General features: G+C 67.7%; 15 protein-coding genes. 7 read left to right on the top strand and 8 right to left on the bottom strand.

Going from position 1 to position 15,362, the window contains the following annotated elements:
• Positions 1-2: 2 nt before the first annotated feature.
• On the top strand, positions 3-722 hold the full coding sequence (locus ACWIGI_RS10510) for a PP2C family protein-serine/threonine phosphatase (protein WP_454202086.1): 720 nt from the start codon (positions 3-5) through the stop codon (positions 720-722).
• A gap of 39 nt (positions 723-761) precedes the next feature.
• On the opposite strand, the gene ACWIGI_RS10505 is transcribed toward ACWIGI_RS10510, so the two are convergent.
• A complete protein-coding gene (locus ACWIGI_RS10505; RefSeq protein ID WP_454202085.1) occupies positions 762-1,439 on the bottom strand; it encodes a DUF3558 family protein in 678 nt (225 codons plus the stop codon).
• Between the two features lie 237 nt (positions 1,440-1,676).
• On the opposite strand from ACWIGI_RS10505, the gene ACWIGI_RS10500 reads away from it, so the two are divergent.
• Positions 1,677-2,309 (top strand): TetR/AcrR family transcriptional regulator, encoded by a 633-nt coding sequence (locus ACWIGI_RS10500; protein ID WP_454202084.1) that lies wholly within the window; start codon positions 1,677-1,679, stop codon positions 2,307-2,309.
• Positions 2,310-2,375: 66 nt separating this feature from the next.
• On the opposite strand, the gene ACWIGI_RS10495 is transcribed toward ACWIGI_RS10500, so the two are convergent.
• Positions 2,376-3,011 carry a TetR/AcrR family transcriptional regulator gene (locus tag ACWIGI_RS10495; RefSeq protein WP_454202083.1) on the bottom strand — a complete coding sequence of 212 codons (636 nt, stop codon included), beginning with the start codon at positions 3,009-3,011 and terminating at the stop codon, positions 2,376-2,378.
• Positions 3,012-3,088: 77 nt separating this feature from the next.
• Between ACWIGI_RS10495 and ACWIGI_RS10490 the strand changes: the two genes are divergently transcribed.
• Positions 3,089-4,306: an oxygenase MpaB family protein gene (locus ACWIGI_RS10490; RefSeq protein ID WP_454202082.1), complete on the top strand. Its 1,218-nt coding sequence runs from the start codon at positions 3,089-3,091 to the stop codon at positions 4,304-4,306.
• A gap of 30 nt (positions 4,307-4,336) precedes the next feature.
• On the opposite strand, the gene ACWIGI_RS10485 is transcribed toward ACWIGI_RS10490, so the two are convergent.
• Together ACWIGI_RS10485 and ACWIGI_RS10480 are read right to left on the bottom strand one after the other, a co-directional pair.
• Entirely contained in the window at positions 4,337-4,540 is a 204-nt protein-coding gene (locus ACWIGI_RS10485) for a DUF397 domain-containing protein (protein WP_454202081.1), read from the bottom strand.
• The gene (locus ACWIGI_RS10480; protein ID WP_454202080.1) at positions 4,537-5,424 is read right to left on the bottom strand and encodes a helix-turn-helix domain-containing protein; all 888 of its coding nucleotides are present in this window, start codon (positions 5,422-5,424) and stop codon (positions 4,537-4,539) included. Before ACWIGI_RS10480 ends, ACWIGI_RS10485 begins: the two co-directional genes overlap by 4 nt.
• A 284-nt stretch (positions 5,425-5,708) precedes the next feature.
• Here ACWIGI_RS10480 and ACWIGI_RS10475 point away from each other — a divergent pair, with 284 nt between their 5' ends.
• A complete protein-coding gene (locus tag ACWIGI_RS10475; protein WP_454202079.1) occupies positions 5,709-6,155 on the top strand; it encodes a hypothetical protein in 447 nt (148 codons plus the stop codon).
• 65 nt (positions 6,156-6,220) lie between these two features.
• On the top strand, positions 6,221-6,421 hold the full coding sequence (locus ACWIGI_RS10470) for a hypothetical protein (RefSeq protein ID WP_454202078.1): 201 nt from the start codon (positions 6,221-6,223) through the stop codon (positions 6,419-6,421).
• A gap of 80 nt (positions 6,422-6,501) precedes the next feature.
• Here ACWIGI_RS10470 and ACWIGI_RS10465 read toward each other — a convergent pair whose 3' ends face one another.
• The 3 genes from ACWIGI_RS10465 to ACWIGI_RS10455 form a co-directional block, all read right to left on the bottom strand.
• Positions 6,502-8,118, bottom strand: a complete 1,617-nt coding sequence (locus ACWIGI_RS10465) for a sensor histidine kinase (RefSeq protein ID WP_454202077.1) — start codon at positions 8,116-8,118, stop codon at positions 6,502-6,504.
• A 142-nt stretch (positions 8,119-8,260) separates the two neighbouring features.
• A complete protein-coding gene (locus ACWIGI_RS10460; protein ID WP_454202076.1) occupies positions 8,261-9,733 on the bottom strand; it encodes an aldehyde dehydrogenase family protein in 1,473 nt (490 codons plus the stop codon).
• 38 nt (positions 9,734-9,771) lie between these two features.
• On the bottom strand, positions 9,772-11,337 hold the full coding sequence (locus ACWIGI_RS10455) for a GMC family oxidoreductase (protein WP_454202075.1): 1,566 nt from the start codon (positions 11,335-11,337) through the stop codon (positions 9,772-9,774).
• A 175-nt stretch (positions 11,338-11,512) separates the two neighbouring features.
• Between ACWIGI_RS10455 and ACWIGI_RS10450 the strand changes: the two genes are divergently transcribed.
• The gene (locus ACWIGI_RS10450; RefSeq protein ID WP_454202074.1) at positions 11,513-12,550 is read left to right on the top strand and encodes an AraC family transcriptional regulator; all 1,038 of its coding nucleotides are present in this window, start codon (positions 11,513-11,515) and stop codon (positions 12,548-12,550) included.
• Between the two features lie 510 nt (positions 12,551-13,060).
• Positions 13,061-14,002, top strand: a complete 942-nt coding sequence (locus tag ACWIGI_RS10445) for a YihY/virulence factor BrkB family protein (RefSeq protein WP_454202073.1) — start codon at positions 13,061-13,063, stop codon at positions 14,000-14,002.
• 21 nt (positions 14,003-14,023) lie between these two features.
• Here the strand turns inward: ACWIGI_RS10445 and ACWIGI_RS10440 are convergent, their stop codons facing one another.
• Positions 14,024-15,133: a metallophosphoesterase gene (locus ACWIGI_RS10440; protein ID WP_454202072.1), complete on the bottom strand. Its 1,110-nt coding sequence runs from the start codon at positions 15,131-15,133 to the stop codon at positions 14,024-14,026.
• Between the last annotated feature and the right edge of the window lie 229 nt (positions 15,134-15,362).

Below are 15,362 nucleotides of genomic sequence, written 5' to 3'. Positions count from 1 at the left end.
CCGTGAACGGCCTCCGCATAGACACCGCCGTCGGCAGCGACACGGGCACTCGCTACTCGGCCAACTTCGATGTCACGCACCTGGTTCGGCAACCGCTGCTCGCGGTGGTGGCCGACGGCATGGGAGACGGGCCGGGTAGCGCCGCCGCGGGGCGAATCGCCGTCGACACCCTGGTCGAGTACGCCACGCGCGCGGCGGAGCCGGACAGTTTTCGCGACGCCGTGGCCGCCGCGCACGCCGCGGTGAGTCGGGTAGGGCGGGAACTACAGATCCTCGCCGGATGCACCCTGACCGCCATTGCCGCCGGGCCCCAGGGCTGCTGGCTCGTACAGCTCGGCGACTCGCGCGTGTATCGCTGGCGGGCGGGCCTGCTCGAGCTGCTGACCACCGATCACACGGTGGCGTGGCTCGGCGCGGTCCACGGCTGGTACCCGTTCGACTCGCCGCGGGCCGCGGCGGCCCGGTACCAGCTCACGCGCTACATCGGCCACGGGTCCGCGCCCGAGCCCGATGTGCTCAGCGTGACGATGCGGCCGGGTGACCGCTACCTGCTGTGCACCGACGGCGTATCGGAGCAGGTCGGTTACGAGGACCTCCGGATGCTGCTCGGCAGCGATACCTCACCGCAGTCCGTCGTGAGTGCTCTGTTGGCCGCGTGCGAGTCGGCCGGCGGCAACGACAACGCCTCCGCCATCGTGATCCGGGTCGATGGAACACCCTGATACACAGGGGTTTCAATGGACCGGGCCGTGCGCAGCACCTCAGGGGATGTGGTTGACCAGGGAGTTCGCGATACGCTGAGCATCGTCGCAGGAGTTGAATCCGTCGGTGCCGCCCTGGGGCTTCCAGACCCGGGACGCCAGGAGCAGGATGTCGCCACCGAAGGACGCCGGGACCGCGATGTAGCAGCCGAGCTTGTGGGTGTCCTGCGCCGCGCGGAACTGCTGAGATTGCCTGCCCGCCACCGTCACCGTGCTGAAGTCGACGTACTTGCCGGACTGGCGTAGCTCGCTGACCGGCTGGCCGTAGGCCATGACGTAGAACTCGAGCACGTCGTCGGCGGTCTTCCACTTACAGGACTTCTCGCCGGGGACAGCGGAATTCGGTACCGCCTGCCCGCTGGCCGCGTTCAACCCCGCGGCCGCGAGCGCGGCATCGGGTGTGTCACAGGGATTCCAGCTGCCCGCGGGCCGGTCGGTGTCGGTGCCGGGAGCCTTGGTCGTGGACTCGGGCTCGGCGGTGGTCACCGGGCCCGATGCCGACGCCGACGTGGTCGCACCGCCGGCGGATGTGGTCGTGGTGACCGCGGCGGCCGACGTGGTCGCGGTACCGGTCGCTGAATCTCCGTCGTTCGAAGCTGTACCGCACCCGGCGAGCAGCAGCACGGTACCCAGGGCTATCGTCGCGGCGCTGCGCGATCGCGTTGTCGTACGGCTCATGACTGTCTATTCGCACATCGGAAATTGTTGTTACACACTGTAATTACGACGTACAACACATCGGGACATCGCCGGTCCGCCGCCCGGCGCCGCGTCGAGGTTCGGTTCGACCGCACCCGCGCCGACAGGAACAGGCGCTCACCGACCGACGGGTTGACCACCACGCCCGTTCGAACGATCGGCGTGCCCGAGGGCCGCACGTTCCTGTCGAGCGGCGGCGTCGAGTAGAACTGGACCATGGCCGAACCCGATCGCGATACCGACGACGAGCAGCCGACGGCAGCCCCGGCGCCGCGCAAGCGCACGGGCGGCCGGTCGGCGCGGGTGCGGGAATCGGTGCTGTCGGCCACCCTCGAACAGGTCGCCGAGCACGGTATCGAAGGACTGAGCATCGGGGACGTGGCGGCGCGGGCCGGCGTCGCGGAGACGACGATCTACCGGCGCTGGGGCACGCGCACCGCGCTGATCGCCGATGCGATCGCGCAACTGGCCGAGGACGGCAACCCGGTGCCCGACACCGGCGCGGTCCGGACCGATCTGCGCGTGCTCGCCGAGCAGGTGTCGCACCTGCTGGTCCGCCCGGGCATCGCGCGGCTGGTCGGAACCGCGATCGCGCTCTCCACCGATCCGGAAGTCGATGCCGCGCGGCGCCGGTTCTGGAACGATCGTTTCGAACGCAGTGCCGAGATCGTCGTCCGGGCCGTCGAGCGCGGGGAGCTGCGGGCGGGATCGGAGCCGCGAGAAGTCATCGAGAACGTCTCCGCGCCTTTGTATTTCCGACTGCTCGTCGGGGACAGGGCGATCGATGACGAGTTCATCGGCCGGTGCATCGACAACACGCTGACGTTGTACGGCGAGCCGATAGCCTGACCCCGCGCTCCCCCGATGCGCGGCGCACCCGGGCACCGGAGCGATTCCCGCACCACGGGAACGCCTTCAGTTCTCCCCCGGGCCCCCGGCGCCGATCGCGGCGAGACACAGACGGGTGCACGCGGCCGCCAGTTCGGCCGCCGACTGCGTGGGCTCGCGGAGCCAGGCCTCCAGAACCATATTGACCCCGCCGACCACGAACAGCGCGCTGCGCCGCACCTCCGCCGGGTCGGACAGGTCCGCGTCGATGAGGTCGGGACCGTAGTGCAGCACCAATTCCGTTATCAGGTCGTGCGTTTCGGTGCGGTACTGCACCAGGGAACCGGCGGTGGCGACGTCGGACACCATGCGATGCACGTGGCGGTCCTCGGTGAGAAGTTCGAAGAACGCGGTGAGCGCGGCCCGCAGTTTGAGTTCGAGACCGCCGGGAGTCGCCAGGCTGGTGGCGACCATCAGGTCCGTCACCTGGGCTCGCACCCCGAGGGCGACCTCGCCGATCAACGCCTCGCGATTGGGAAAGTGCTCGTAGAAGTAGCGCGGGGTGAGCCCCGACGCGGCGCACACCCCGCGCACGGACACCTCGGCGACGCCCGATTCGCCCCAGACCTGCCGACCCGCGGCGAGCAGCTTGGTTCGGCGGTCCGCACGGCGCGTTTCCGCGCTGACTCCGCCGTAGTCACGCACTACATCCGATCTCGACATTGACATCACCATACCGCGAACCTAAATTTGGAACACGGCCGTTATCCAATATGGCCGCGACTCAATGAGGAGTGCTGATGTCCCAGGTCATACCGTCGCGTCATCCCGCCGGACCCCTGCCGGTACCGGGGGTCATTCGAGGTTTCGCACTCGCCCTGGGGCTGCGCAAGCCCGACGCCGGCCAGTTCCGCCATCTCGGCGAGTGCCTGACGGTGGGCGACGAGCCCATGGATCAGCTGGTCGAGTGGATGTACTCCGTCGGCATGAGCACCGCCCGGCCGCTGTTCGAGCGGGCGCTGGCCGACGGCATCGCGAGTCTGCAATCGCCGCCGGAACCACTGCGCGCGTTCTTCGCCGACATCGAGGAGATACCCGCCTGGGTCGATCCGGACACGCTCACCCGGGCCGCGCTGGTCCTGCGCGGCGGTGGATCGGACGGGATGTACCTCGCGCGTGATGTCTCGCTGCTGGGCGGCTACCAGTTCGCCGGATTCAACCAGACCCTCTTGCGGACAGGCGCTTTGGAGAAGGGCTCCAATACCCGCTTCGCCGAGACGATGAAGTGGGCGATGGACGTCATCTCGGCCGACGGTCTGCTGCCCGGCACGACCGGGTATCGATCCACGGTGCGGGTCCGGATGATTCACTCTTTCGTGCGCCGGCACGTGGTCGCGATGCCGGACTGGGAACCGCAGCGCTGGGGGCTGCCGATCAACCAAACCGATATGGCGGCAACGCTGGTGGGCTCGTTCATCGCCCCGACGACGGGCGGGCTGGGCATGGGCATGCTGCTGCCGCCGTCCGATCTCGACGCGATCGCCCATCTGACCCGCTACACCGGTTGGCTGCTCGGCGTGCGGGAGGAGTTCCTGCCGCGCTCGTTCCGCGATGGCGTCCGCGTGCTGTACCACACGATGACGGCCCTCGCGACGCCCGACGAGACCACCAAACAGCTCGCCGCCCCCATGGTGGACGATCCACTGACCTGGAATTACAGCCGATTCCCGCAGCTGCGAAGGAAACTGGCGCGATCGGCGCACCTGTCGGTCACGAGCGCCTTCCTCGGGCCGCGCGCCATGCGCGCACTGGGCCTGCCGAAGGCCGTCCCGCCGTGGTATCCGCTGGTCCGGATTCCCGTCAACCTCACCAGATCCGTTACCTCACAGGTGGTTCCCGGCGGCATGGAACGCGCCGCCGCCCGTGGTGAACGCGAGAACGCGACCTTCCTGCGCACCATGACCGACGCCCCGACGACCATCGGTGGCGCGGTCTCGAACCTGGTCAAGAGCGCGTAGGCGCGCTGCGGGCAGGAGTGCGGCGGGTCGCTAGCGGTCGAACGCGCCCGCCCGCACGCGCCCCAGGAAGGCGTCCCACGCCGGTCCGTCGAACACCAGGGCGGGCCCGGCGGGGTTCTTCGAATCCCGCACTCCGACCGAGCCTTCCGCGAGGTGAGCGGCCTCGACGCAATCACTCTGCGGCCGACTGAAGCTGCTCTTGAACCAGTTCGCGTCAGCCAGGGCGTTGTTCACGCTTCGTACTCCTTCGCAAAATCCAGAACCAGAGCTCTGCTGTCATCTTCAGACAACGCTACCCGCTCGGTATCCGCCAACGCTTTTCTGTGACGGTCGATCACGCCGGACTCTTCCAGGAAGAGAGCACCTTCGTAGCACTCGACGAAAACAACGGGCGGCTCCTCGAGACCGCTATGGCGCAGCGGCGAGAACTCGAAGAGCGTGAAGGACTGCACGATCAGCCCAAGGTAGCCAACGGCTCCGTGGGGAACAATCCGAAGAGAGATGTTCGGTCTGCGGCTCATATTCACCATGTAATGAAGTTGGTCCGCCATCACCGCGTGCCCGCCGACCCGGTGCCGTAGCACCGATTCCGACAGCACCACCACCATCTCGAAATCACCTGCGACGACCCGAGACTGGCGGCGAGCCGCGAACTCCACTTCCCGCTCGACGTCTACCGCTGACCGCGCGGGCTCCGCAGTCGTGATCATGGATCGACGGAACGATGGCGCCTGGAGGAGTCCGGGCGGGAGGGTCATCTGAAACGACGTGAGTCGAGTGCAGGATTGTTCGAGACTCATGTAGTGATCGAAATGCTTTGCCGTCACATCTCGATATGCCCTCCACCAACCACCGCGAGGATCACCCTTCGCCGCTTTCGCCTCCACGACCAAGCCCAGTGCTTCGTTCCGAGCCGCATCGTCAGCCCGATAGAAGTCCAACAGCTGCTTGAATTGAGCTGTACTGATCTTGACGATCCGTCCGTCTTCCATTCGCCCGATAGTTTGCGGCGAAACCTCAATTTCCAAACCCGCTGATAGTTGCGTCTTTTCGGACTTCACACGCAAGTCATGAAACAGGCGACCGAGCGCGCGGCGGGGAATCGTCGATCCAGTCATCTCGTTAGCCTCGCTATCCGGGTTGATCCCTGATGGATGCTTCACAGTGGATGTCCACCTGATTGCGTGGAAATCCTCGGTGCATATTCCATGATAACGCCGCAGGGTGTGTACTTAGGAAGCTCGGACGATCGAAACCTCTAGCCACGCAGGCGATATCGCGGTCCGAGATTTGAGCAATAGGGACATTTCAGCCAGCGCCGACGATCCCGACTCGGGGACTTCGAGTCCATTGGACCGCCGGACACCAACCCGCCGATGCCATTGCCGACTGGAGATGCCGAATGAGCGCCGTCGCTTCGCAGTTCGACCACGATGCCCTGCCCGACACGGAGATGACCGCCGGCCGCGCGCTAGCGGAATTGGCAACCCATCGCGACTGCCCGACCAGCGTCTGCCGACGGCGCGCGCAGGCGAAGGCGGTGCTGGCCGCGAGTCCGAACGGACTCGATCCGACGCCGGTCGAGTTCGCCCTGCCGGACTGGGTGAAACCCGGCGGGCAGGTGGTCGAGCTGTCGCAGACGCGGGGAATCGTGCTGTCGCGCCTCACGATCGAGGAGATCACCGACACCGAGATCGTGCTGCGCGGCGGCTACCGCTATCGCATCGCGACGATGCACATCTCGATCACGACCGGGCACGTGGTCTTCACCCGCCAGAACCCCTTCCTCCCCCACTGCCGCCTCCGGCTCGCCGGCCCCACCCACCCGGACGCACGACCCACCGCGTGAAAACAGATGTCCACCAACAGTTCCTGGCCAGAGATCATGCGATAGGAAAGGCAATGGGCTGACCCATGATCGAATCCAGCGCCCCGCAGGACCCCCGAACGCTCCGGTGCGATTTCCCCACCGACGCGTACATGAGCGTCCCGGAGGCCCAGCACGCCCGCACCGCCCACCACGACTGCGACCCGGCCGCGTGCACCACCAGCCTGCGCGCCGCCCAGATCCTGGAGGCCGCCGCCTCCATGCCCGCCCGCGAGCCTCGGCACTGATGGGCGCCATCCCGGCAGTGGCGAGCCAGACGGTTCCGACAGCCCACCGGGATCGGTGGGCAGCCCGCGACCGCAGTGCATCAGGATCGAGCTTCACCATCCGCCGCACCGATCGGCTGCGGCCGATCCGGCGCGGCGAGGGTGAACACGAACCTCGTGCCGTCGGTGTAGTCGGTATCGATCCACATCTTCCCGCCGTGGAACTCCACGATCTTGCGGCACAGCGACAACCCGATGCCGGTGCCGCTGTACTCCTCCCGGCTGTGCAGCCGTTGGAAGATCACGAACACCTTGTCCGCGAACTCGGGGGCGATGCCGATTCCGTTGTCGGAGAAGCGCACCCGCCAGCCGGGGGTATCTCCCGATTCGGGTTCGCACTCGATCGTTATCGTGGGTTCCCGGTCGGGCCGGCGGAACTTGATGGCGTTCGTGAGCAGGTTCTGCCACAGCATGATCAGCAGGGTCGGGTCGCCGACCAGCTCGGGCAGCCGCTCGGGACGGTGCAGGTGTACCCCGGCCTCGTCGGCCGCGGTCGAGACGTTCGCGAGGGCCTTGTCCAGGGCGCGGTCCAGCTCGGTCGGCACCATGTGCTCGTTCACACGTCCGACGCGGGAGAAGGTGAGCAGATCGTTGATCAGCACCTGCATCCGCTTCGCGCCGTCGACCGCGAAACCTATGTACTGCCTGGCTCGATCATCGAGCTGGTCGCCGTACCGCTTCTCCAGCAGCTGGCAGAACGAGGCCACCTTGCGCAGCGGCTCCTGTAGGTCGTGGGAGGCGACGTACGCGAACTGTTCGAGTTCGACGTTGGAGCGCCGCAACTCCGCCGCCTGCGCGTCCAGGTCGGCGGCCTGGCCCGCCAGCACGAGTTCCTTCACCCGCGCGGATTCGAGCTCGGTGACGATGCGCTCGCGCATGGATTCCACCGCCCCGGCCACGTTCGACACCTCCGCGGGCCCCTGCACGGAGATCCGATGGCCGAAGTCGCCGTCGGCGACCCGGCGCGACGCCTTTTCCAGCGCGGTCAGCGGGCGCACGACCAGCCTCCGCACCAGGATCGTCAGCATCACGGCGGTGATCAGGAAGGCCACGAGCATCCCGGCGAGCGCGGCGTCGCGCTGGCCGCGCTTGTGCACCAGCTCGGCGCGATCGGCCTGCGCGGTGGCGGCGAGATGGGTGTTCTGGGTGGCGAAGTCGGCGCGCAGTTTGTCGAACGCCGCTTGGCCCTGGTTGATGATCGCGATGTTCACCGGCCGCGGCGAGCCGGGTGTCACCGCGGCGACACGGGGTTCGGCGTAGTCACGCCGCCAGGCCGTCGCGGATCGTTCCACGGCATCGAGGTCGGCGAGCAACTCTGGCTTGTCCCGCAACAGATTTCGCAGCCGCTCGGTCGCCCGCGTCTGCTCCTGGGTGCCGAGGGTGAAGGGCTCGAGGAAGGTCGGGTCCGCGCCCAGGATGTAGCCGCGGACCCCGGTCTGCTGATTCACCAGCGCGCCCTGGAGTCGATAGGCTTCGGTGACCGCCGGCTGGATCTGCTTGTTGAGCCGGTCCGATACCCGCGCTGTGTGCGAGGTGGCGACAGCCGACAGCGCCGCGCCGGTGCCCACGACCAACACCATCGCCAGCAGCACCAGCCCGAACCACGACTGCACCCTCCAACGCCGAATTCGGTTCGCGGGTGTCGCGGGTGTGGTCATTGGCTGCTCTTCTCGTGCCGAGGCTGGTCAGGCAAGAGGTACAGGACTCGACCGCCATACGCCAATCCCCGGGGTGCCCCCCCCGGCCGACGCGGTCTCGGGTCCATACTCACGGACGCTGAGACCGAGTCGGGGCGCAGCCTCAGCCGTGCCGGAGCACGGTCAACGTCGCCATGAGTTTGTCCACCGCGGCGGTGCGGGCGAAGCTTGTCAGTTCCAGCACCGCCGGAAGCCTCCGATGCGCCACGGATTTGGCATAGGTGAACTCCTTCAGACCGTCCGGGCCGTGAATCCGGCCGAATCCGGAATCGCCCACCCCGCCGAAGGGCAGTGCGGGCACCGCGGCGAACAGATAGACCAGGTTCACCCCGGTCATGCCCGAGCGGATGCGACGCGCCAATTCCTGACCGCGCCGCTTGGCGAACACCGCGGAGCCGAGACCGTAGCGCGAGGCATTGGTCAGCTCGATCGCCGCGTCCATATCGCGAACCTTGTTGACCGCCAGCGTGGGACCGAAAGTCTCCTCGACCATAGCGGGTGCGTCCTCGGGAACGTCGACGAGAATGGTGGGCTGAACCACGCGGTCACCGACCGCGTGCTGCCCGCCGATGATCGCACGCGCGCCCCGGCGCAGTGCGTCCGCGATGTGATCGGCGACCACCCGCGGCTGGCTGGGCATGGTCATCGGCCCGATCGCGGCTTCCGGATCGCTACCCGCACGCAGGTTTTCGGCCTGTGCGGTCAAAATGGCGAGAAAGTCGTCGTAGACCCGTTCGTGCACGTAGACACGTTCGGTTCCGATGCAGGCCTGCCCGGCGTTGGAGAGCCCGCCCCAGAGTGCCGCCGCCGCGGCGGCTTCCAGGTCCGCGTCCGCGTCGACCAGCAACACGTCCTTGCCACCCGCCTCGACCAGCACCGGGGTGAGCGTGTCCGCGCAGGCGCTCAGCACCTTCTTGGCGGTGGCCGTCGAGCCCGTGAACGCGATCTTGTCGACTCCCGAACGGCACAGTGCCGCACCGGTTTCGCCCAATCCTGTCACCAGTTGCAGAACGGGGTGCTCGGGAACCACCTGCGCGAACGCGTCCACCAGCCACGCGCCGACGCCCGGCGTGTACTCGCTCGGCTTGAACACCACGGTGTTGCCCGCGGCCAGCGCGTAGGCGATCGATCCCATCGGGGTGAACACCGGGAAGTTCCACGGGCCGATGACACCGATCACGCCCAACGGCAGATACTCCACCGAGGCGCCGAGGTCCACGGCCATGAGACCCGTCGAAACTCGCTTACGCCCCAGTACTTTCCGCGCGTTCTTCGCCGCCCATGCCAGATGATCCAGGGCCATGACGATCTCGAGCTGTGCGTCCGAGGTCGGCTTGCCGGTCTCGGCGTGACTGAGCTCGGCGAGCTGGGGCAGTCGGCGCGCGATGATGCCGCGCCACCGGTCCAAGCGCTCGGCGCGTTCGGCGAAGCTCAGCCCGGCCCACCAGGCCGCCGCCGCGCGCGCCCGGGCAACGGTGTCCCCGACCTGCTCCGCGGAGTGCACCACGTGGGTGCCCACGCGGTCTCCGGTTGCCGGATCGAGTGAATCGAAGGTTGCGACGGCCTCGGTGCTCACGAATTCTCCCTGTGCTTCTCGGATTTCGGTCTCGGAGTTCACGAGCGGTCACCCCGGATCAGGTCCGCGGCCTTCTCGCCGATCATCACGGTCGCGGCATTGGTATTGCCCCGCGGCACGACCGGCATGACCGAGGCGTCCGCGATGCGAAGCCCGTCGATGCCGTGTACCCGCAGGCGCGGGTCGACCACCGACATCTCGCCGTTGCCCATCGCACAGGTCGACACCGGGTGATACAGCGTCTGGGTGGTGGTCCGAATGTGTTCTGCCAGTTCCGCGTCCGAGGCCGATTCGACCCGTCCGGGCAGAAACGGCCGGTCGAGCAGGCGCGCGAACGAGGGCGCGCGCACGATATCGAAGACGCGGCGGGCGCCCGCGATCACCGCGGCCATGTCGATCGGATCCTCGAAGTAGGCCGGGTCCAATTCCGGCTTCCAGGTCGGGTCCGCGGAGCGCAGGCGCAAACGGCCTCGACTGGCCACGTTCACGAGCGTGACTCCGGCGGTGAACATCTGCCCTATCGGCTCACGGAACCCGTTGTCGTAGAAACCACTGGGGGCGACGTGGATCTGAATATCCGGCGCCACCAAACCGGCACGGGATTCGAAGAACGCGCCGCCCTCGCCCACGTTGGAGGACAGCGGACCGCGCCCGGTCAGCTTCCACTGCATCAGGCGGGCAGGGGTGGAGAAGTCGGCGAGGTCCGAGGTGCCGCGGGTGTGCCAGATGAACGGCGTCACGGGATGATCGTGCAGGTTCTCCCCCACGCCCGGCAGATCCAGTACCGGGTCGATTCCGTGTTCGCGCAGCTGAGCGGCCGGTCCGATGCCCGAAAGCATCAGCAGCTGCGGGGAATTGATCGCACCGCCGGAGAGCACCACCTCGTGGTCCACGAAGACGGTGTGTTCGGCTCCGCGTCGCCGATAGCGCACTCCCACCGCCCGGGTTCCGTCGAGCACCACCCCGGTGACCAGTGCGTGGGTCTCGACCGTCAGATTGGGCCGGTCGAGCACCGGACGCAGATAGCCGTCCGCGGTCGACCAGCGCCGGCCGTTGCGGCAGGTGACCTGATAGCGGCCCGCGCCGCCCTGTTCGGCCCCGTTGAAGTCGGCATTGCGCTTCAACCCGCCCGCCACCGCCGCGTCGATCCACTCGTCGGTCAGCTCGTGGGTGTAGCGCCGATCCTCCACGTGCAGCGGCCCGGTGGAGCCGTGGTAGCTGTCACGCAGACTCGTATTCGTCTCAGCGCGAACGAAGTACGGCAGCACGTCGTCGTATCCCCAGCCGGTCGCGCCGAAATCGTCACGCCAGGAGTCGAAGTCGGCGCGATTGCCGCGGATGTAGATCATGGCGTTCATCGACGAACAGCCGCCGAGCGCCTTCATCCGCGGCCAGAACGCGCGGCGGCCACCCATATGCTTCTGGGCAACGGTCTCGTAGTTCCAGTCCCACTTGGTCTTGAACAACTGGGGGAACGCGGCCGGAATCTTGATCTCGTCGGCGTCGTCCGTCCCGCCCGCCTCGAGCAGCAGCACCGACACCGCCGGATCCTCCGAGAGCCGCGCGGCCAGCACAGCGCCCGCGCTGCCTGCCCCGACGATCACATAATCAAAGCGTCTTTGCCCGCTCACCGTTGTCCTCGCATTCGCCGCCCACGCCGTGATCCCGATCACAGCCCTACCGTCGAAGGCTAAAGCCGCCGGTCAACAGATCGACAGGTCCGGCCGGGCCGCTTTTTTGATATATTCGGCCAGTGCGCATCCTCGTATCGGGGCGCGCGTGAGCGTCCTGACCGCGCTGCGCGCACCCACCAGCGCCCTGCTGGTCACCCGCCTCGCCGCCGAGCAGGGCCTCACCGAATCGGACTGCCTGCGGCACAGCGGCCTGAGCGCCGAACACCTGCGCCGCCCGGGCGCGCTCATCACCGGCGCGCAAGAGATCGCCATCATCACCAATCTCCTCGACGCACTGCCGGACACACCGGGCCTGGGCTTCGCCGCCGGGCTGCGGTATCACGCCACCGCACATGGCATCTGGGGCTACGCCCTCATCTCCAGCCGATCGCTCCGCGACGCCATCGATGTCGGGCTGCGCTTTCTCGAACTGTCCTACTCGTTCTGCCGCATCTCGACCACCGAGTCCGGGCGCGAACTCGCACTGGTGATCACCCCGGAGGTCGACGATCCGCGTGTGGCCCGATTCGTCGCTGAACGCGACATCGGCATCATCGCCACCCTGCATCGTGATATCACCGGCCCGGAGGCCGAAATGCGCGGCGTTCGGCTGCCCTATGCCCGGCCGAATCCCCGAACAGCTCGTGAGATTTCCGAAACCCTCTCCCTCACACCGAATTACGGCCAGGACGGTTATGCGGCAGTATTCGACGCCGCGACGGTCGACGCGCCCCTCCCACAGGCCGACCCTTACACCGCCGCCCTGACCACCGATCAGTGCAGCGACCTACTGAGCCGGCGCCGCGCCCGCACAAGCCTGGCGGGCCAGGTCCGCGAGGTCCTGTTCGCCGGCCGGCGCGGGGCACTGAGCGAGACCGAAACAGCTACCGCCCTACACCTTTCGACCCGAACGCTGCGCCGGCAGCTGGCAGCGGAAGGCCAGTCCTACCGCACACTGCTCGACGAAGGCCGCAGCGCCCTGGCCTTCGAGCTGCTCTCCGGCACCGATCTGCCCACCGCCGCCATCGCGGACCGACTCGGGTACTCCGAGGCTGCGAGCTTCACCCGGGCATTCCAACGCTGGGCCGGGTCCACGCCGCTGCGCTGGCGGCACGCGCAACGGCGGGGAGACATCACGAGCTGATTCATCACCCCGCACAGCCCGCTTCGCAGGCGCCGACGCATCGCGGGCCGCTCTTCTCCTGCGCGGCCGGTCAGGCAACAGGTACAGGACGCCACTCCTCTCTGCCATCCCCGGGGCGCCGCCCGGTCGGCCGACGCTCCGGGGACCCGACCCGCATGCGCGGTACGACCGGTTTCCGCGAGCGCCCACGCCCCTCGCTACGGCGACCACGGGGACCTGGGTTCGTAGAGCACGGACACGCGGATTTCGGGACCGTTCTCCGGGTGACAGGGATGCGCCGGTGTCGGCGACCATGAATCCCGGAGGTGCGCACCGCGTGGACCGCCGACGTTCCGCACCATCCAGCAATCACTCCGCGACACCGCATCGCCCGCGACCGCGATTCGATCATCGGATCGTCCATGGACAGCGACCCAGAGTTCGCGCAGGCGAAGCCCGGCCCGAATGTGGCTTGCGCCGCAGCACGCGGCGAAGACGTTTTGCGACCCTCGTCCGGGGTAAATGTGAACAATGATTGTCGACGATCGACGACAACGACTGTGGTTGCGGCTACTTCGCGGCACACGGTTCCGGCTGGCGGTGTACACCCTGCGAGCTGCGTGGTCCGACCGCCTGTCGGACTGGGCGGCGAGCCTGACCTTCTACAGCATGCTGGCGTTGTTCCCCGCGGTCCTGATCGCGGTGGTCATTCTGGGGATGCTGGGAACCGCGTCCGGGAACCTGGCGTCGGTGCCCGGTCACCTCGGGCCCGACGAGGCCCAGACGGCCCTGACGGAGTCGCTGGAGAAGCTGCAGGCCGCACAGGCGTGGTCGCTGCCCGCGATCATCGTGGGTGTCGCGTCGGCGATCTGGACCGTGTCGAGCTACCTCGGAGCGTTCATCCGCGCGACGAACGATCTCTACGGGGTGCGCGAGAGCCGCTCGGCACGATCGACGCTGGCCCTGCGGCTGGTGCTGACCGGTGTGGTGGTCGGTGCGATCGTCGCGGCCGTCATCGGTTTCGCCCTGACCAACGGGTTCATCACGCGGTGGGGTGAGTTCGGCGCGACCGGCATCACCCTCGGGGAGATCTGGCGGTGGTGCCGGTGGCCCGCGCTGGCCGCCGCGATGAGCGTGGTGCTGGCGATCCTGTATTGGCTGGCGCCCAACGTGACCGGGCAGCGCTTCCGCGCGGTGACCGCGGGCAGCCTGTTCGCGGTCGGCGTCGGGATCATCGGGTCGACGGGCCTGTCGCAATATGTCGCGCACGTCGGGTCGTTCAATCGCCTGTACGGCACGCTGGCCGCCGCGGTGGTCGTGCTCGTGTGGATGTGGTTGGTGAACTTCGCGATTCTGCTCGGCGCGACTCTCGACGCGCAGATCGCCCGGCAACGCCTGCTCGCCGGTTCGGCGCAGCCGGACATAACGGAACCCTCTACGGTTCCCGCACAACCCGCAACGGCTCCGGCGTGAGAGCCGTTGCGGGACAACGGCTCAGCCGAGCTGCTGTTCGAACACCTGTGTGCCGCGGCCGGTAGCCGGATCCACCGTCACCACACGGAGATTCGCGGCGCTCGGGGTGAGGTCCAGCACCATGAAACCGAGTTTGTCCTGGCTCTCGTACAGCGCCTTGGTGCGATTGCGCGCGCCACTGCCGCTGCTGCCGCTGCCGCCCGCACCCGAGGTCTTCGCGGCCGCGCCCGAGACGATCTGGCGGGTGCCCTTGGTGGCGGTGGTCGGCTCGAGCACCTGGAGCGAATGGTCGTGGCCGGACAGGATGAAGTTGACCTTGCCGACGACGTGCTGCTCGAAGAACGTCTTGACCGCGGCGCCGGAGAACGGCGCGGGCAAGCCGTCGTAGCTGCCCGCGTTCCCGTGCCCGCCGTTGCTGAGGTAGGGGTGGTGGGTGCAGACGATCTTCCACTTGGCGGTCGACGCGGCCAGCGCCCCGTCGAGCCAGGCGCGCTGGGCGTTCATGTACGGGCCGTCGATGTTGAACTGTGGGTCGAGCACCGGCGGGATGATGGCCGCGAGCGGGGTGAGGTCCAGGACGAAGAACTCCACGACGGGATCTATGCGCAGCGTGTAGTAGCGGCTCGGCATCCACCAGCGCGGCGAGAACGCGTGGTAGGCGACCTCGAAGTTGCCGCGCGCCAGCCAACTCCCGTCCCCGGGGAACACCGAACTGGTGTCGTGGTTGCCGAGCGCCATGGCCCACGGGAAATCCAGTCCCGCGTTGGGGTTCTCGAACTTTGTCGCGAACTGGACGTCCTGATCGTCGTTGGGCCCGCTGTCGTAGATGTTGTCACCGAGTCCGACCGCCATCGAAAACGGTTCGCGCGCATGGAATTCGCGAGCGGCGTTGGCGACCGCGAGCTGGGTGGCGGACCCGGTGCCCGCGTCGCCGGTGACCAGAATTCGGGCGCCGCCCGGCCCCGGCAGCGGAAACTTGGTGACACCGGCCGCGACCGGCACCGCCTGCGCGGGACTCAGACCCAGTAGTGACGCTCCCGCCACCAGCCCGGCGACCCCGGCCGCGCCGGCCAGCAGTTCGCGGCGACCCATGTTCGGACCGTGGGCGGTGGAGTTGTGTGCTTGCTGCATATCTGGCAGACCCTTGCGACGTTGGAGTTCCTGCTGGTGGAGCGGTTCGACAGCCGGACTGGTCGTGCGTCCAGCGCCGAAAACGAGCCCATAGTATCGAGATGATCTCCGCGTGATCCGCGAATGAACAGATCCGGATCGCAAGTTGAAGCGTTGACATTTCAATTCGCACCCGGCCGGACGCCCGCCCCGGTTACCGTCGGAGCGGCACCCGGGTGCCGCTGACGAC

It is taken from the genome of Nocardia sp. NPDC055321, assembly GCF_053645575.1.
Note: the sequence above shows the minus strand (reverse complement) of the source record. Positions and strands in the feature narration are given on the sequence as shown.